Here is an 18,139-nt window from a genome sequence, read left to right on the forward strand (position 1 = left end):
GTCCTGCGTTGGATTCGAACCAACGGCCCCCTCATTAAAAGTGAGATGCTCTACCGACTGAGCTAGCAAGACATTTGCTTAAAAAAGAATTGAGATTATACAAAAAACATTATTACATGTCAAGAAACAAGAAAAATATCTAATATTTTCTACAATAAATGCTGATTATATAAGATTATTTCAAATTATAAAAAAGAATGGTGCGGATGAAAGGACTTGAACCTTCACGCCGTGGGGCACCAGATCCTAAGTCTGGCGTGTCTGCCAATTTCACCACATCCGCACAACAATAGTAAAGTGGTACGCCCATCAGGATTCGAACCTGAGGCCTACGGCTTAGAAGGCCGTTGCTCTATCCAGCTGAGCTATGAGCGCATAAAGTATTTTAAGTGGCGCGCCCGATAGGAGTCGAACCCATAACCTACAGATCCGAAGTCTGTCGCTCTATCCAATTGAGCTACGAGCGCCCAAAATGGGGTGAGTGATGGGAATCGAACCCACGACCCTCAGGACCACAATCTGATGCTCTAACCGACTGAGCTACACTCACCATTTAACATGGTCGGGGTGAAAGGATTCGAACCTTCGGCCCTCTGGTCCCAAACCAGATGCGCTAACCAGACTGCGCTACACCCCGCCTGAGTCGTGTTTGTAAGTTTATGCCACTACCTCATTAAAAAGTCGCATTTTAACTTGTTTTTTTTATAAAGTCAATTAAAAAACACTTAAATTAATAGAAATTATATATAAAAATAATTCAATCAAAAATATTAATTAGCACTTTACTAAATACATAATCTTTTAAACCAGCTAGCTTTCTATGCTTCTCTATTTTGCTATCTACTACAAATTTTAACCTTTATTTCACGGATTTTAAGTAGCTTAACACGAATATTTTACAATGACATTACAACAGAATAAATATCGACCTATTATCTATTATGCATTTTATGCTTATCAAAATTTTACCTTCAAATTTAAACATATTTATCTTTTCGGGCTAAAATTTTTTGATTAACATTTTATCTATCATATCATTAGCTTTTCATCGGCGTAAAAATATTATTTAGCTAACATTTTCTTTTTAGCATAGATATTTATACTTTCCACTGCCAATGAAAATGCCATCGCAAAATATATATATCCCTTTGGAATATGAAATCCTAATCCTTCAGCAACAAGCGTCATGCCTACAAGCACTAAAAATGCAAGTGCTAAAATTTTTATAGTTGGGTTATTATCTACAAAATTAGAAATACCTTTTGACGCTATCATCATTACACCAACTGCTAAAATAACAGCTATGATCATTATCTCTATATGCTCAGCCATTCCAACAGCCGTGATAACACTATCAAGAGAAAAAACAATATCCAAAACAGCTATCTCGCTTACGATAACCAAGAAATTTGCATGTGATTTTTTGCTATTTTTATGCTCTTCGCTTTCGCCAGAAACACTAGAATGTATTTCAAGGGTTGATTTTACAAGTAAAAATAGACCGCCCAGTATAAGCACCAAATCTCGGCCGCTTATGCTAAATTCCGCGATAGTAAAGAGTGGCTTCGTAAGCTTCATGATCCAAAACAATGAGAGTAAAAGTAAAATTCTAGTCACCATAGCTAGCCCTAAGCCAACAATCCTACCACTGCCACGCTGCTCTTGAGGTAGTTTACCTACCAAAATAGCGATAAATATAATGTTATCTATGCCTAAAACTATCTCTAAGCCAGTTAATGTAAGTAGTGATATCCACGCTTCTGGCGAACTAAACCATTCAAACATTTGCTTCCTTTGTTAAAATTTTTATTATGCTATCAGGCAAAATTTCATGCTCTATCGCATGGATTTTGCTCTCCCAATCCTCTAAGCTCATACTATCTTCTCTTTCAAACGTTCTTTGTGCGATGAGTTTACCTCCGTCAAGCTCCTCGTTCACGTAGTGCACGCTAACTCCGCCGAGCATCATCTCGCTCTCAAAGCTCTCTTTTATCGCATGAGCGCCCTTAAAAAGTGGCAATATGGAAGGATGTAAATTTATGGCTTTTATCTTTGATGTAAAAACAGGAGTTAATATCCTCATAAACCCAGCAAGCACCGTTAGTTCAGCGCCGCTTTTTAAAATTTGCTCCACAACTGCAGCGTCAAATTCTTCTCTATTTGCAAATTTGGCACTCTCTATTATCGTCGTATCAAGCCCAAATTTCTTAGCACGCTCTATACCATATACGCCTGGCTTGTTGCAGATACAAAGGCAAACTTCGATTTTTATGCCATTAAAAATTTGATTATGAACTTTTTTAAGTATCGCTTCTAAATTTGAGCCACTACCGCTAAAAAGTACGGCTATTTTTTTCGTAAGCATTTTACTCCTTTTATAATGTCTGTTGGCTCGAGCGCGTAGCTGTTTTTTTTGAAATTTTTAAGGCTAAGCGCATGAGCTAGTGTAGCCGAGATAGCAGCATCCAGTGACTCGTAGCCTTGAGCTAAAAGAGCAAGTACAAGTCCGCTTAGCACGTCACCACTGCCACCTTTTGCAAGCGTATTTTTACCATAAGGCATGATATAAATTTGCCCGTCTTTGGCGATTATCGTATTTGCGCCTTTAAGTACTAGCACGGCCTTAAATTTCTCGCTCCAAGCCTTAGCATAAGCAAATCTATTTTCTTGTAATGTTTTTACGTCGATATCTGCTATATTACAAAGCTTTAAAAGTGAGCAAAATTCCTTTGGGTGAGGCGTCAAAACACAGTTTTCATTTAGCAGATCAAGCACTTTTGCGCTGTAAAAAATATCAGCGTCAAGAACAAGCTTTTTGCTCTTTAAAATTTGCGTATCAAGCTCTTCTATGCCCTTTTTGCCAAGCCCCATGCCAACGGCTCCAGCGTTCATTTTATCGCTTATCTTGCTAGCTTGCATGATATGCGTTGGTAAATTTAAGCCCTGCTCGCCTATCACGCTAACTAGCCCGGCCCCAAAGGCAAATGCCGCCTTTGCGCAAAGCATGCTAGCTCCAACATGCTCGCCAGATATGATAAAAGCATGGCCAAAGTCGCCCTTATTTACGCACTGATTTTTTCTATTTGGAAGCACAAGGTCGCTTTTTTGAAGTAGGTGATAGTTGCTCTCGCACTCATAGTTTTGAGAGCTTATGCCAAGAGTAGCGAGCTTTACCTTGCCAACAAAGTCTTTTGCTGCGTCACTATAAAGCCCAAGCTTTCTAGCTCCCATTGTTATCGTGATGTCCGCCTTTACGCAAGTACCTAGCATCTTGCCGTCACTACTTAGTCCACTTGGTATATCACAAGCGATAGTGTAGGCAGAGCTTTTGTTTATCTTTGAGATAAGCTCTATGTGATTTTTGTCTAAATTTCTATTTAAGCCAGAGCCAAAAAGCCCGTCTATGATGCATTTTGCACCATTTAAGCTATTTTCTACATCTTTACTCTCACGCACTCCAGCAAATTTAGCTCGCTTAAGCTGTTTGGCGGCTAGTGGCTTTAAATTTTTACTAGCTAGAATAAATTCACACTCAAACTCGCCCTCTAGCATCCTTAAGGCACAAAGCACGTCAGCGCCGTTGTTTCCGCTACCACAAACGCCAAGTACTCTCACGCCTTTTTTAAATTTCTTACGGATAAAATTTGCTATGCCGGTGGCGGCGTTTTCCATTAAAATTTCTTCACTGAGGTCAAATTTCTCGCTCGCTCTCTCGTCTAAAACTCTCGTGTCTAAATATAAATTTTTCATTCTATGCCCTAAAACTAAGCGCCTCTAAGATATGGGGCTTTAAAATTTGCTCGCTCTCATCAAGGTCAGCGATGCTTCTAGCCACTCTAAGTGTTCTTTTTATACCTCTTTGAGAAAGATTGTACCTCGAGGCCGCCTTTTGTAAAATTTCTCTTGCTTCATTATCTAATAGACAAAATTTTTCTACTTGTGCGTTATTTAGTTTGCCATTTAGCTCATCTTGATCGCGCTTTTTTTGAAAGATAAAGGCTTTTAAAACCATATCACTCATCTGCTGTGAACTCAAACTCGACCTGTCATTTGGCGAACTCTCGTCCATAGCAACTTTTAAATCAATGCGGTCGAGCACTGGAGCTGAAATTCTTGATTTGTAGTTTTTTATCTCATTTTCGCTGCATTTGCAATTTAGATTGCGAGAGAATAAATTTCCACAAGGACATGGATTTTGAGCGGCTACGAAGATAAATTTAGTCTCATAAGTCACTTTAGAATTTACCCTTGCGATATGAATTTGATTGTCCTCTAGTGGCTCTCTAAGGCTCTCTATCACTTGTTTAGAAAAGTGAGGAAACTCGTCAAAAAAAAGTACTCCGCCATTTGCAAGTGCGATTTCACCGATCTTTGCGACATTTGAGCCACCACCAAATATTGAACTTTTTGTCGAGGTATGATGTGGTGAGCGAAAAGCTCTAGTGCTTGTAAATTCACTATCTTGAAGATTTAAAGAGCGGTAAGCGGCAGACTTTAGCACCTCTTCTAAGCTTTGTGGCGCCATGATATAAACTAGGCGTTTTGCGCACATGCTTTTGCCGCTACCTGGACTGCCTTCAAATAAAATATTGTGCATGCCAACAGCTGCAATAACGCAGGCTCTTTTGGCGCGATCCTGACCCAAAACGTCCTTAAAATCAAGGTCGAAGTTTAAATTTGGAACATATCTTTTGCCAGAAATTTCTATCACATTTGAAAATAGTTCATGAGTAGCGTTAAAACGTATACTTTTTGCAAATTCTGCGTCATTAAAAAACCTAATCGCCTCTTCTAGAGTACTAACCGCATAAATCTCTAAATTTGGGATCATTGAAGCTTTTTGTGCTATCTCTTTTGACACTAAGACTTTTGCGTTTTTTACCTGCGTGCTTAAAAAAAGTAAGATAGAAAATAAATTTGCCGTGCTTTTTACACTTCCATCAAGTCCAAGCTCACCAAATACAAAAATTTTCTCTAAGCTTTTTGCCTTTTGAAGAGCTATAAGAAGAGCGATAGCCAGGTCAAAATGTGAGCCACTTTTTGGCAGATCTGAAGGGGATAAATTTATGGTTATCTTTTGTGCTGGAAAGGAAAAATCAAGTGCTAGAAGTGCTGCTTTTACGCGTTCTGTGCTCTCTTTTATGCTTGTGCTTGCAAGCCCAACGATGCTAAAACCAGGAAGCCCGCGAGAGAAGATAGACTCAACGTCAATTATCTTTAGCCCATCTCCGTAAGTAGCACATCTTAAAGACTTCATGAAACTTTTTCTTTTTTTTGCTTTTTGTATTCCTTGTCAAATTTTTTGCGTTTATTAAAGCCGATTTTTTCTATAAAAAGATGTCCATCTAAATGATCATTTTCATGCTGGATAGCGATAGCTAAAAGCCCATCAGCCTTTAAGCTTTGCTCTTTGCCAAAGCGGTCTTGATATTTGATAGCCACAACCTTATTTCTTTTTACATCTTCATAATATCCTGGCACACTAAGGCAGCCCTCTTGATAGACACACTCACCCTCACGTAGTTCAAATTTTGGGTTTATGATTTCGATTAAATTTTCTTTATCTTGCACGCCCTCGTCATTGGCTAGATTTATAATAAAAATTCTTTTTGCGACACCTATCTGAATAGCTGCAAGACCGATGCCCTCTTTTGCAATCATCGTATCATACATATCATCAAGTAGTTTGTGAAGTTCCTCATCAAAATTTTTAACATCTTTTGAGACTTCATAAAGTTTTTTATTTGGATAAGATAAAACCTCTAAGATCAAGCCCAAACTCCTACTTATTCACCCAAAAATATAGGCTGCTCATCATCTTGTGTTAGTATTAGTTGATCTAACGAGTAAGAGATTAATTCTTCAGCACTTCTTGTTTTTGTTATCATGCTTGAAACTACTTGGATATCAAGCTTGCACTCTTCACCATCTATCTTCCAAGGTATAGATGAAAGCATATTTAAAATTCTGCTACCAGCTTGTTTAGTGCCATTTTCATCAGTATATTTCATAACCATAGCAAAACAGCCATCACCGTAATGAGCTACTATATCGCTTCTTCTAGAAGTTCTTAAAAGAAGCTGCGATATAGCTTTATACATATTGTTTCGCTCTTTTAAATTTTTTACACGATTTGTAAATCTGTCTTTTGCTCTTACTAGTAAAAACGATGCGTTATAGCCATATCTCTTAACGGCTTCTACTTCACTTTGCACTGTGGCTACTAGAAATTTTTTATTATAGACGTCATATGTCGTATCATAAATCGACTGCTCTTCAATAGATTTAAGCATTTTAGCTACTTCGTCATAGCTTACTTTAATGACATCAAGATGCTTATCCATAAGGCTGTTTAATTTTATTAGGTCATGATTAAATGCGCTTAAAACATTTTGAAGAGCTAGGATATTTGTATTATTTTTGAGTGCATCCATGCGCTTTTGCACTAGGCCTCTCATGATGCCTAAATTTTTATAGATTAGCACCACGGCTTGAAGCATGCTTTTTATTTGGATAAATCCTTGCTTTATCTCTTTTTCAATAGAGATATTACTGCCTGATGGTACTGATATCTCGGAATTTATGACTATCATATCACCGATCTCTTTTCTAAATTCATCAGGCTGCCCATCAAGCATTTTCTCAAAATAAATAGAGTAATTGTTTGGCGTAGATGGAACATTATCGTCGCTTAATTCATGCAAAACATTTTCTGAAAATTTGTAGATATCTACCTTTTCTTTTTCTAGAATATGTTTTACCTCAACCGCTTTTTTCTTAGGGTCTGGTGCATTATCTATCTTTATCACTTTGGGCCTTATTTAAAACTTTTCTCCAAAATTTTATCAACAAGTCCGTACTCTTTGGCTTCGGCCGAACTCATAAAGAAGTCACGTTCAGTATCTTTTACGATCTTACTTAGCTTTTGGCCTGTATTTTTGGCTAAAATTCCATTTAAAATCTCTTTCATACGCAAAATTTCACGAGCTTGTATCTCGATATCAGTCGCTTGTCCTCTAGCACCGCCAAGTGGTTGGTGTATCATGATGCGAGAATTTGGCAACGCATATCTTTTACCTGGCGCGCCACAGCTTAATAAAAATGCACCCATACTAGCAGCTTGGCCGATACAGATCGTGCAAACATCTGGCTTTATGTAGTTCATCGTGTCATAGATACTAAAGCCACTTGTTATCACACCACCTGGTGAGTTTATATATAGATAGATATCTTTATCTGGATCCTCAGCCTCTAAAAATAGAAGCTGAGCGACGATAGAAGCAGCCATGCCGTCTTCTATCTCGCCACTTAGCATAACGATCCTATCTTTTAAAAGACGGGAATATATATCATAGCTTCGCTCACCTCTGCTAGTTCTTTCAACTACGACAGGAACGTAATAGCTCATTACTCAGCCTTCTCTTTTTTGCTTGCTTTTTTCTCGTCTTTTTCTTTATTAAAGAGCTCGCTAAATAGCTTCTCTTCAATCATTGACATCTTTATAGCTGGAAGCATGCCTTGGTTGCGGTACATCTCAAGGTGTGCTTTTGGATCTTGTCCGCTTCTATACGCCTCAAAATAGATCGCTTGAACAACCTCTTGATCGCTCACTTTCACGCCTCTTACGCGAGCTAGTTCATCGATGATGAAAGTTAAGCGAACGCTATTTTCAGCGTCTTTTCTAAACTCGTCACGTTTTTTAGAAAGAGCATCTTTGTCCTCTCTAAATTTTTTCATATCATCTGGAGTAAATGAGCTCCATGCGTTTCTAAACTGCATATCGATCTCTTGCTCAACGATATTTTTTGGTACGTCAAATTTAAATTTCTCGACCGCAGCTTCAGCAAATTTTGGCTTAAGCTCATCATTTATAAGTTTATAAATTTTCTCTTGGCGGATTTGCTCTTTTATACGCTCATCAAGTAACTCTTCAGTTGGTTTTTCTTCATTTGGAAGTAGAGTTTTTAACATCTCTTCATCTAGTTTTTCAGGAATTTTTCTCTCTTGAATTTCATGAAGTTTTATTTTAAAGATAGCGTCTTTACCAGCTAAATGTGCAGCTCCGTAGTTTTCTGGGAATTTAACCTCGATATCTTTTTCGCCACCAGCTTTTATGCCTACCATGCCATCTTCAAAGCCTGGGATAAATTGATTTGAGCCTATCTCAAGCACATAGTTTTCAGCCTTGCCACCATCAAATGCAACACCATCAACAAAGCCTTCAAAGTCAAATTTAGCAAAGTCACCAACCTTTAGACCTCTTTTGCCATCAATTTTTTCAAGTGGAGCTATCATTTTTAAAAGTTCAGTTTTTTTCTCATCGATGTCTTTTTTCAAAACACGTGGGTTTGAAAACTCAGGTATCAAGCTCTCATAGCCGCTCACATCAACGCTTGGCTTAAATGAAACTGTTAGCTCAACATCAATCTTGCCATCTTTTCTGTCAAATTTTGAAACGATAGGCTCGCCAATAAGATCATCGTTTTTCTTGCCTGCTTGTTTTATAGCCTCATCAACAACATCTCTTAAGACATCTTGTTCAGCATCGTTTGTTAGCTCTTTCTCGTAGCGTTTTAGCACGACAGCAACTGGAACGTGACCTTGCCTAAAGCCATCTACTTTCATAGTTTTTGCTGCTTTTTTTGCTAGCTTTTCTACGCTAGACTTTATAGCATCTGCACTTATAGTCGTGATTGCTAGAGTATTTACGCTATCTAGAGCTTTTGTTTTGATTTCCATCTAATTCCTTTATGAATACAAATTTTTAGCCCAAAATATAGCAGAATTTTCCTTATTTCATTGTAAATTTGTAAATTTTTATAGATATAAAAGGCGTTTTAACGTAGAATCTAGCAATAAAATTATGGAGAAAATTTATGCAAGAGAGTTTTGAAAATTCGGTTAAAAATATGCTAACTATTATCGGTGAGGATCCAAACAGAGAGGGACTTTTAAAAACTCCTGAGCGCGTTTATAAAGCTTTTAAATTCCTTACCAGTGGGTACGAGCAAGACCCAAAAGAAGTCCTTGGTGACGCGCTATTTACTAGCTCAAATAATGAAATGGTTCTCATGCGAAATATTGAGTTTTACAGTCTTTGCGAGCACCATTTGTTGCCTATTATTGGCCGCGTACATGTAGCATACATTCCAAATGGCAAGGTCGTTGGCCTTAGTAAAATTCCACGCATGGTAAATATCTACGCAAGACGCCTTCAAATCCAAGAGCAGATGACTGAGCAGATCGCAAAGGCACTTGAGGACGTAATCGCTCCAAAAGGCGTTGGAGTCGTCGTCGAGGCTAGACATATGTGCGTTGAGATGAGAGGTGTGCAGAAGATAAACTCAACCACTACGACCTCGGCTCTTAGGGGCTGCTTTATCAAAAACGCAGACACAAGACGAGAATTTTTCTCACTTATAAATTCGCCTAGGGAAACGCATTTTTGAGCTTAGAGCATATAAATTTAAAGCTTAAAGAGGGTGTGAAACTCTCAAACACCTTTGGCATCATAACTAAAATTACAGCTACGACTATCGAGATCACTGGACTTCGTCCAAGCATCGGCGACATCGTGCGTATAGTTGCAAAAGACAAGAGTAAAAACGGCCTTGGCATGGTCACACAGATAAAGACAGATGGCGCTTATATCAGCCCATTTGGCTTTGTTGAGGGCTTTAGGATAGGCGACTTTGTCTATGAAAGCGATCAAGGTATGAATATACCAGTGGGGCCAAATTTGCTTGGTCGCGTGGTTGATCCATTTATGAAGCCAATAGACGGTAAAGGCGCGATCGATACGACTGAGTATATGCCAATCATGAGAGCACCAATTGACGCCATGAAAAGGGGTCTTATAAACGAGCCTTTTAGTGTTGGTATAAAGACGATAGATGGGCTACTCACTTGTGGCAAAGGGCAAAAGCTAGGAATTTTTGCAGGATCTGGCGTGGGTAAATCAACCCTCATGGGCATGATCGTAAAAAACACACTTGCTCCGATAAAAGTAGTAGCGCTAATAGGCGAACGTGGTCGCGAGGTGCCTGAATTTATCGAAAAAAACCTAGGCGGCGACCTGGAGGGCACCGTGATCATCGTAGCGACTAGTGATGACAGCTCGCTCATGCGAAAGTACGGCGCATTTTGTGCGATGAGCGTGGCTGAATACTTCAAACAGCAAGGTAATGATGTGCTTTTCATCATGGATAGCGTGACACGTTTTGCGATGGCACAGCGTGAGATCGGCCTTGCGCTTGGCGAGCCACCGACCTCAAAAGGCTATCCGCCAAGTTCGCTCACACTCTTGCCTCAGCTAATGGAGCGTGCTGGTAAAGAGGAGGGCAAGGGCAGCATCACGGCATTTTTCACAGTGCTCGTCGAAGGCGATGACATGAGCGATCCGATAGCTGACCAAAGCCGCTCTATCCTAGACGGACACATCGTACTAAGCCGGGAGCTAACAGACTTTGGAATTTACCCACCCATCAATATCCAAAACTCGGCCTCGCGTGTCATGGGCGATGTGATCAGCAAAGAGCACAAGCTAAATGCGATGAAATTTAAGCGTCTTTACTCGCTTTTAAAAGAAAACGAAGTCTTGCTTCGTATCGGTGCTTATCAAAAGGGTAGCGACAAGGAGCTTGATCTTGCGATCTCAAAGAAAGAATTTATGGAAAATTTCTTGAAACAAAGCTCAGAAGAGACCTTTGCGCTCGAAGAGGTCGAAGAGCTGCTTGATAAGATCAATCAGTAGATTTCTAAAATTTATAAACCTTTCTATAAAATTTGGATACTAAAAATATAATCAAAATTTCTATACTCATTGCAAAGTGATCGCTCATTACTTCTTTGCTTCGGATGTAAAAATTGCGCTCAAGGACCTATAAATTTCTATTTTCTCTTTTTTGATTTCAAAAAGTGCTACTACAAACATCGTGAAAGAGAAATTGAAAATTATGAGGCTTTTTATTTTAAACTTAGTGAGAACGGTTTTTGTGTTATACAAAACGACAAAGTATTAAAAACTATTTCTAAGCACAATACGCATCCCAAACAGCGATCACAAAGTGTGCAAATTCTAAAATTTGGGATTTTTTGACAAAAATTACTTATTTGCAAACTCTGCAGTAGTGAATTTGAGACAAGTGAGCAAGTTAAATTTATACTAAGTGATTATGCGCTGATATCTGTTTTGCTGTAAATTTTGGTAGCAATCATGGCGTAAATTTAACTATGAAAGCAAAATTTTACATTTAGATTGGTAATCCATAGCACTTTAGACTTCGCCTCGTGGCGCGAAACATATACTACATGAGATAGTAAATTTTGAAAGAGATTAAGAGCCAAATCCCATCTTCTTATCTTCGCCAAAACTTGAGTTTAGCTCGCGCTCTATCGTGGTTTTGAAGTCCTCAAAGGTAAAAATCCCATCATCTTTTATCGCCACTTTCAAAGCAGTATTTTTTAGTGCAAGGACGATCTGTGCGCCACTTAGGTTAAACTCAGCCAGCCTTTCAACACTAAAGCCATCTTCAAAGCTCGCGTTCTCAGGCAAAATTTTACGCCAAATAGCAAGTCTGCCGTTAAAATCAGGCTTTTTAAACTCGATCTTGTAGTCAAACCTTCTAGAAAACGCAACATCAAGGCTTTGTAAGAAATTTGTCGTAGCGATCAGCACGCCCTCAAAGCGCTCGATCTGCTCTAAAAAGATATTTTGCATTTGATTATGCATCTTTTCAGCCCCGCTCGAGCTCTCCACTCTCGTGCTTAAAAACTGATCGGCCTCGTTTAGCAAGAGCACTGGCTCGCTGCCACTTTTTTTGCAAATTTCTTTGTAAGTATCAAAAATTTTCCTTACATTTTGCTCGCTCTCGCCGACATATTTGCTTAAAATTTTTGAGCAGTCAAAGCTTAGAATTTGCTTCTTTAGGCTCTTTGCAAGCCCAACCGCGCTCATTGTCTTACCAGTGCCAGGCTCGCCGTAAAAGATGATCTTGGCGTCTATATTTTTTCTAGTTTTTATGCCCCAGCTGCTAAGTCTAGCGAGCACTTTTTTATCGACTTGCTTTAGTATCGTGCTTAAAAGCTGCTTCGTCTTTTCGTTTAGCACGACGTCTTCTAGGCTAGTTACTGGCTCTATTAGCTCAAAAATTTCTTGTTCTTTTACTAGGCTTTCGATCTTGATTTTCTTGCTATTTTTGTCATTTTTTGGGTGCATTATGCTTTGCAAAATATCTTCATTTATAAAAAAGCTTTTGCTCACATTTCCATAAGCGTTTAAAATCTCATCATAATCAATCAGCGCACCTTCAATAAGCCTTGAGCCGTCCTCTAAAAGTGTACGATTTTTGATGCGTTCAAGCTCGTCTTTGCTTATTAGCCCAACTAGCGTGTTTAGATCGCGGCCATTTTCAAAATCTCCCGCATATTCCTCTTTTAAAAGGGCTAAAAATATAATCTGCTCTTTTTCATCGAGCGAGTTTTCTTTAAAAATTTGCTCTATCTTTAGGCTGATCTTGCTTAGTTTGACGCGCTCGTTAATTCGCTTTGTAAGTTCAGAAATTTGTTCATTTATTCGCTTTTTGGCATCACTTGAGCCATCGCCAAAAATAGCAGCCTTTGAGTAAAGCTCCACCTTTAAAAACTGATCTTTTAAATACTCCAAATGATCCTCATATGGCGTAAGCTCTGGTAAATTTATATCAGCGTTGCCATCTTCAAGAATTTTTAAAAATGTGGCTGATAGAGAAATTTCAGAATGAAGCAACGAAAGTAGCCCTTGAGCTGAAGCTCTTTGCGTGCTCTCAGGTATTTTAAAAAGACTATAATTTTGTACAATCCAACCGCTATCAAGCAAATTTTTTATAAATTTTAGATACAAAAGCTGCTTATCATTTTGTGTGCCAAAGACTGCTCCAAGTAGCTCAAAAACGCTCATATTAGCTGTTCCTTGCACATAAGCTTTACTTAGATATTTTAAAATTTCTCCCTCTTCATCGCCGCACTTTATCAGCTCGTAAATTTTGCTTTTTTTAAGATCTTGGTTTAAAAAATCAAGCAAGTATTTCACTAAAATTTATCCTTCATCTGCTCTATTTGCTCTTTTAATACACGTTTTAGCACCTTGCCAGTAGCATTTCTAGGCAACTCTTCGGCAAAATAGATACTCTTTGGTATCTTGAAATTTGCTAAATTTTTCTTCAAATGCTCTCTTACTGTTTTTTCATCAAGATCCATGCCCTCTTTTACTTGTATGAAAGCGACGACCTCTTCATCGGCATGTACGTCTTTTACGCCAATTACCGCTGTTGCTTCAACTGCTTCAAGTTTGTAAATAACCTCTTCGATCTCGCGCGGATAGATGTTAATGCCCTTTGATATGATGAGGTCTTTTTTACGATCAACGATATATATAAAGCCCTCTTCATCGACTTTGCCAAGATCTCCGGTCTTTAACCAGCCGTTTATTATGGTCTCATCAGTGATGCTTGGCATACCATAGTAGCCTTGCATGACGCAATCACCCTTTATGATGATCTCACCGATCTGGCCAACTGGAAGCTCCATCATCTCATCATTTACGATCTTTACCTCATAGACATCAAGTACAGGCCCTACACTTAAAAGCTTTTGTTTATCATATAAATTTGCAGCTACGACTGGCGAGCATTCGCTAAGACCATATCCCTCAACAAGTGTTGCGCGTGGAAATTTCACTCTAAAGTCATCTATCGTCTGCTTTGCAAGCGGAGCTGCACCACTTACAAATAATCTAATGCGGTTAAACCATCTAAAATACCAAGGAATTTTTGCCTTGCCGATAGCTGTATAGATGGCTGGGATTCCTAAGAATACAGTTACACGCTTTAGCAAAGTTTGTTTTAGTACATTTGAAAACGGAAATACTGACTTTACAAGTACCATCGATGCACTCGCAAATATCGGAAGCAACACCATTGCAGTTAGCGTAAAACTATGAAACATAGGCAAAAATACAATAAACCTATCGCTCGTTTTAACAATAAAACGATCATGAGCTCCAATTAAATTTGAAAAGATATTTTTATAGCTTATCATCGCACCTTTTGGCTTGCCGGTAGTGCCCGAAGTGTAAATTATATGCATTAAATCATCTATTACCGGATACTTTGTGATACTAAGAGCATATTTGTGATTTAGAGTTTCTGTAAAATTTATGTTTTTAACAAGACCATTATTTTCATAGCCCTTACTCATATCCTCTTTTGAAATTTGAGGCGTTGAGGTGAGATACGCGCTCTCGCCATACTCTTCGTCAGTGTCTATATATTCATCCTTTGAGGCACTTTGAAGTTTCTTTGGTATTGCTCCGATCCAGATTATCTTTCTTAAAATTTCAAGATCATTTAAGGCGATTAACTCTTTTGCAAGCGAGCTAGACGCAAAAAGCACCTTTGCACCGCAATCATTTATGATATATTCAAACTCATTTGCTTTTAAAAAAGTATTCATAGGCACTGCAATACCGCCTATTGCGGTTGTCGCAAGGTATGAGATGATAAATTCTTTCGAGTTTGTAACCGCCATAGCTACTTTATCACCAAATTTTACTCCAGCAAGCTGCAAATAAGCTGCCACTTTATCGACATTTTGCTTTAATTCGCGATATTTTAGTTTCTCTTTTTCTTCAAAAAGAACTACTTGATTTGGATTTTCCTTTGCTACTTTGGTTAAAATTTCATAAAAATTATTATAAGAGTATCGCATTATTGACCCTAACTAAAATGTATATTTAAAAGTCGTACCAAGGATTTGGATCGTACCAGTATCAAATTCCCCTGACATTTTTGTGGCAATACTATTGGTAATACCTGTCGCACGCTTCTTATCACGGTGCTGATAAACATATCCAAGTGCCATTTCAAGATTTGGTGTAAATTTATAATTTACTCCAAAAGAATATACCTTAGACGTAGTATTTGGAAGCTCTAATCCAGTATGCTTGCTACTTGTAATGTCTTCATCATAGGTAAAACCAGCCATTAGTCTAAATTTTTCATTGACATCATAGGCAAGACCTAATCTATACGTATTTGTATCTTTTGCATTTTTTATGACTGGATCGTCCATAAATCTTGCAAAAGCTGGATGCGAGTGAGCTGGACCTTTATCCATGTATTCAAAGTCATAGCCTTTAAATTTAGACCAATACGTCCTCTCAAAAGCTAGCAAAAGAGTAAAATCGCTAAATTTATATCCAGTTGCAAGCACAAGCTGTGCAGGAAGTGGGATCTCAACTTTTGTTTTGCCATGGTAGCTTATAGGTAGGTTATAAAAATCAGCATCTGTATGGCCTTTAAGTTCTAAATTTACATTTGAGCGGTAAGTAACAGCAAAGCTTAAATCTTCAATAGGTCTATAAGTAAGCGCGACATTATAGCCATAGCCCATACCATCGCCTTTTATCTCTCTGTAGCCTATTCGTCCAAAGTCACTTGCTATCTTACCTTTTGTGTAAACACCTCTAGCGCCAAGAGCAACGGCAAGTTGATCATTTATGCGGTAAGCCACGGTTGGATTTAGCTCAACAACTTGTAGCTTAAACCTTTTAGCGGTAAATGCGGTAGCTGGATCCTCCCACGATACACCAACAGCAGCAGGAACGGCAAGAGCTAAACCAAATTTCCAGTTTTCATAAATTTCTGGCGTTACAAAACTAAATGTACCAGCTAGTGAGTCAAATTTTTCCGACCTGTAGCTTTTGCCACTATCACTTTTAAACTCAAGCTTATTTATATGAAACCAGCCAAGGGTACTTTCTATGTGATGGCGTCCATCTAAAAACATCATATTTGCAGGGTTAAAATACGCCGCATCAGCCCCAAAACTAAAGGCTACGTTACTAGCAGCAAGACCTAAAGAATCAGCACTTTGCTCAGGAACTTTATAACCTCCAGCATTTAGCAAAGTAGATGCCATAATAATGCTTAATAGCACTTTTTTCATAGTTTTTCCTTTTCGAAATTTCTTAAAATTTTTATCTCGTCTTCCCAAATACTCTCGTCAATCGTCTCTAATATTAAAGGAATTTCGCCTATTTTATCATCATTTATTATATTTTTAAAGGCACTAAATCCAAGCTCACCCTTGCCAAGGCTCTCGTGCCTATCTTTTTTCGAGCCAAGTCCAAATTTTGCATCATTTAAATGCATGCCGGATAAAAATTTATAGCCAATGATCGCATCAAATTCCCCCATAGTTTTAGCGTAGGCCTCTTTACTTCTTAGATCATATCCAGCAGCAAATGCGTGACAGGTATCAAAGCAAACACCAACTCTGCTCTCATCGTCTACTCGCTCTATTAAATAAGCAATCTGCTTAAAACTAAAGCCTAAATTTGAGCCTTGTGCAGCTGTATTTTCGATGACTAGCTTTACGCTACTTGTGCGCTTAAGTGCCACGTTCATGCAGTTTGCGATATTGTCTAAGCACTCTTTTTCGCTTATTTGTTTTAGATGTGAGCCTGGATGAAAATTTAAAAGCCCAAGCCCAAGCTTACTGGCGCGATCTATCTCATCCACAAAAGCTTCAAGCGACTTTGCTCTTGCCTCCTCATCTGGATGGCCTAAATTTATCAAGTAACTACTGTGTGGCAAAACATGCTTAGCACTTATCCCAGAGGCTTTTAGATTCGCCTTAAACTGCTCTATCTCGCTACTACTTAGCTCTTTAGCGCTCCATTGACGTTGATTTTTTGTAAAAAGTGCAAAAGCATTTGCTCCTATTTTTGCAGCATTTAATGGAGCGTTGAACACGCCTCCAGCCGCGCTTACGTGAGCTCCTATATATCTCATTTTAGCTCTTTTATTATTACTCTTATTTTATTTTTGCTATCTATAAATTTGACGTAGTTGTCACAAACCTCATATTTTATAAAATATGAACTTAGATCTTGACTAAAACCACACTCCGTATTTATCAAACCTTTGCCATCATAAATCTTTTCTCTTTGCAAAATTTCTTCAAAAAGGCTCTCGTAGTGCGGGGCTAGAAAAAATTTCTCATTAAACTCAGTCTTGTTAAAGCAAGCGCTATTTATGCAAATTTTATCTCTTATGCTTATGTTTGCGGTGTTTACGCCAGAGCTATAAATTTGCAAATTTAGCTCATTTTTATATCTATGGAAAAATCCAACATCATTTATCTTTATCATTGGAGAAAATAAAGTAACTTGAAAAGCTTGTGAATTTTGAGGCGTTTTAGTAGCCACGCAGCCTGTAAAAATAAAAACAGACAACAAAGTAAATAAAAAATTTTTCAAAAATTTTTCCTTATTAATCTAAAATTAAGTATAAAAGAAATATAATCCCAACTTCATAACCGACATGTGGCCCATTCGTCTAGCGGTTAGGACATCGCCCTTTCACGGCGGTAACACGAGTTCGAGTCTCGTATGGGTCACCACTTCTAAAAATCAAAATCTTATCCATATAAGCTTTAAAATATAGTTAATCTTAAATATTATTTTTAATTATTATTTTAAATTTTACTGGACTGTGCCGCTTTCAATTAAATGTGTTATTAAAATTTTAAAACCAAGAAAAATTAGTATTGCTCCGCCTAAAAACAAAGCCTTTTTCTCTAAAATTTCACCCATAAATTTACCAATGTAAAAGGCGGCTAAGCTTAACACAAAGCAGACTACACCGATGATGAGTGCGCTTTTAAATATATTAACCACCTCAAAGCTAAGCGTGACACCAATGGCAAGCGCGTCGATGCTCGTAGCAAATGCGCCTATAAAAATGATCTTAAGATCTATGCCCAATAACTCACCAACTTCGCTACTACAGGCCTCTTTTAGCATTTTAAAGCCAAGAAAACAGAGTATAAAAAATGCGATGAAATGATCAATAGAGCTTATAAATTTAGCAAAGCTAATACCAAGGAAATAGCCAACAAGCGGCATAAGAAACTGAAAAAAGCCAAGCATAAATGCGATAAATAAAATTTTGCTAAGAACCAAATTTTTATACCTTGCACCATTTGCCATATTTAGTGCCGCACTATCCATGCTAAGAGCAAAGCTGAGAAGTAAAAGCTCCATAAAACCCCTTTAAAAAGGCACGAATTGTAATCTAAAAAGATTAAATTTATTTTA

The 18,139-nt window shown here is 38.1% G+C and carries 16 protein-coding genes and 6 tRNA genes; 3 read left to right on the forward strand and 19 right to left on the reverse strand.

Translation table 11 applies throughout. The annotated features are described in order from the left end of the window. Window positions 1-198 precede the first annotated feature (198 nt). The 13 genes from CYP43_RS00035 to tig form a co-directional block, all read right to left on the reverse strand. Window positions 199-283: transfer RNA gene (locus CYP43_RS00035), tRNA-Leu, on the reverse strand. A gap of 15 nt (window positions 284-298) precedes the next feature. Further along, window positions 299-375 (reverse strand) — tRNA-Arg (locus tag CYP43_RS00040). Between the two features lie 15 nt (window positions 376-390). After that, window positions 391-467: transfer RNA gene (locus CYP43_RS00045), tRNA-Arg, on the reverse strand. Window positions 468-473: 6 nt separating this feature from the next. Further along, window positions 474-550: transfer RNA gene (locus tag CYP43_RS00050), tRNA-His, on the reverse strand. A 9-nt stretch (window positions 551-559) separates the two neighbouring features. Then, window positions 560-637 (reverse strand) — tRNA-Pro (locus tag CYP43_RS00055). A gap of 425 nt (window positions 638-1,062) precedes the next feature. Next, window positions 1,063-1,785: a TerC family protein gene (locus CYP43_RS00060; protein ID WP_103559938.1), complete on the reverse strand. Its 723-nt coding sequence runs from the start codon at window positions 1,783-1,785 to the stop codon at window positions 1,063-1,065. After that, window positions 1,778-2,365, reverse strand: a complete 588-nt coding sequence (gene purN, locus CYP43_RS00065; RefSeq protein WP_103582038.1) for a phosphoribosylglycinamide formyltransferase — start codon at window positions 2,363-2,365, stop codon at window positions 1,778-1,780. The genes CYP43_RS00060 and purN overlap by 8 nt, the downstream gene beginning before the upstream one ends. Next, window positions 2,347-3,750 (reverse strand): NAD(P)H-hydrate dehydratase, encoded by a 1,404-nt coding sequence (locus CYP43_RS00070; protein ID WP_103582039.1) that lies wholly within the window; start codon window positions 3,748-3,750, stop codon window positions 2,347-2,349. The genes purN and CYP43_RS00070 overlap by 19 nt, the downstream gene beginning before the upstream one ends. A 1-nt stretch (window position 3,751) precedes the next feature. Further along, window positions 3,752-5,257, reverse strand: a complete 1,506-nt coding sequence (locus CYP43_RS00075; protein WP_103582040.1) for a YifB family Mg chelatase-like AAA ATPase — start codon at window positions 5,255-5,257, stop codon at window positions 3,752-3,754. Beyond that, window positions 5,254-5,772: a peptide deformylase gene (gene def / locus CYP43_RS00080; RefSeq protein ID WP_103582041.1), complete on the reverse strand. Its 519-nt coding sequence runs from the start codon at window positions 5,770-5,772 to the stop codon at window positions 5,254-5,256. The genes CYP43_RS00075 and def overlap by 4 nt, the downstream gene beginning before the upstream one ends. Window positions 5,773-5,786: 14 nt before the next feature. Next, entirely contained in the window at window positions 5,787-6,809 is a 1,023-nt protein-coding gene (locus CYP43_RS00085) for a GGDEF domain-containing protein (RefSeq protein WP_085657935.1), read from the reverse strand. 8 nt (window positions 6,810-6,817) lie between these two features. Continuing rightward, window positions 6,818-7,408, reverse strand: a complete 591-nt coding sequence (clpP, locus tag CYP43_RS00090; RefSeq protein ID WP_054196008.1) for an ATP-dependent Clp endopeptidase proteolytic subunit ClpP — start codon at window positions 7,406-7,408, stop codon at window positions 6,818-6,820. Then, a complete protein-coding gene (gene tig, locus CYP43_RS00095) occupies window positions 7,408-8,739 on the reverse strand; it encodes a trigger factor (protein ID WP_103582042.1) in 1,332 nt (443 codons plus the stop codon). Before tig ends, clpP begins: the two co-directional genes overlap by 1 nt. A 137-nt stretch (window positions 8,740-8,876) precedes the next feature. Here tig and folE point away from each other — a divergent pair, with 137 nt between their 5' ends. After that, window positions 8,877-9,449 carry a GTP cyclohydrolase I FolE gene (folE, locus tag CYP43_RS00100; RefSeq protein ID WP_087579435.1) on the forward strand — a complete coding sequence of 191 codons (573 nt, stop codon included), beginning with the start codon at window positions 8,877-8,879 and terminating at the stop codon, window positions 9,447-9,449. Between the two features lie 11 nt (window positions 9,450-9,460). Continuing rightward, window positions 9,461-10,753 (forward strand): flagellar protein export ATPase FliI, encoded by a 1,293-nt coding sequence (fliI, locus tag CYP43_RS00105; RefSeq protein WP_413784189.1) that lies wholly within the window; start codon window positions 9,461-9,463, stop codon window positions 10,751-10,753. A 582-nt stretch (window positions 10,754-11,335) separates the two neighbouring features. Here the strand turns inward: fliI and CYP43_RS00110 are convergent. From CYP43_RS00110 to CYP43_RS00130, 5 genes are read right to left on the reverse strand one after another with little or no spacing between them, the layout of a single operon-like run. After that, window positions 11,336-13,069 (reverse strand): AAA family ATPase, encoded by a 1,734-nt coding sequence (locus CYP43_RS00110; protein ID WP_103582044.1) that lies wholly within the window; start codon window positions 13,067-13,069, stop codon window positions 11,336-11,338. Continuing rightward, entirely contained in the window at window positions 13,069-14,745 is a 1,677-nt protein-coding gene (locus CYP43_RS00115; RefSeq protein ID WP_103582045.1) for a fatty acid--CoA ligase, read from the reverse strand. The genes CYP43_RS00110 and CYP43_RS00115 overlap by 1 nt, the downstream gene beginning before the upstream one ends. Before the next feature lie 12 nt (window positions 14,746-14,757). After that, complete coding sequence (locus tag CYP43_RS00120) at window positions 14,758-15,984, reverse strand: OmpP1/FadL family transporter (protein WP_103582046.1); 1,227 nt, start codon at window positions 15,982-15,984, stop codon at window positions 14,758-14,760. Next, on the reverse strand, window positions 15,981-16,832 hold the full coding sequence (gene nfo, locus CYP43_RS00125) for a deoxyribonuclease IV (protein ID WP_103582047.1): 852 nt from the start codon (window positions 16,830-16,832) through the stop codon (window positions 15,981-15,983). The genes CYP43_RS00120 and nfo overlap by 4 nt, the downstream gene beginning before the upstream one ends. Continuing rightward, complete coding sequence (locus CYP43_RS00130; RefSeq protein ID WP_103582048.1) at window positions 16,829-17,299, reverse strand: hypothetical protein; 471 nt, start codon at window positions 17,297-17,299, stop codon at window positions 16,829-16,831. Before CYP43_RS00130 ends, nfo begins: the two co-directional genes overlap by 4 nt. Before the next feature lie 68 nt (window positions 17,300-17,367). On the opposite strand from CYP43_RS00130, the gene CYP43_RS00135 reads away from it, so the two are divergent. Then, window positions 17,368-17,442 (forward strand) — tRNA-Glu (locus tag CYP43_RS00135). 82 nt (window positions 17,443-17,524) lie between these two features. Here CYP43_RS00135 and CYP43_RS00140 read toward each other — a convergent pair. Further along, the gene (locus CYP43_RS00140) at window positions 17,525-18,085 is read right to left on the reverse strand and encodes a manganese efflux pump MntP family protein (RefSeq protein WP_103582049.1); all 561 of its coding nucleotides are present in this window, start codon (window positions 18,083-18,085) and stop codon (window positions 17,525-17,527) included. Window positions 18,086-18,139: the final 54 nt, after the last annotated feature.

This window comes from Campylobacter concisus (assembly GCF_002913045.1).
Classification (GTDB): domain Bacteria; phylum Campylobacterota; class Campylobacteria; order Campylobacterales; family Campylobacteraceae; genus Campylobacter_A; species Campylobacter_A concisus_AP.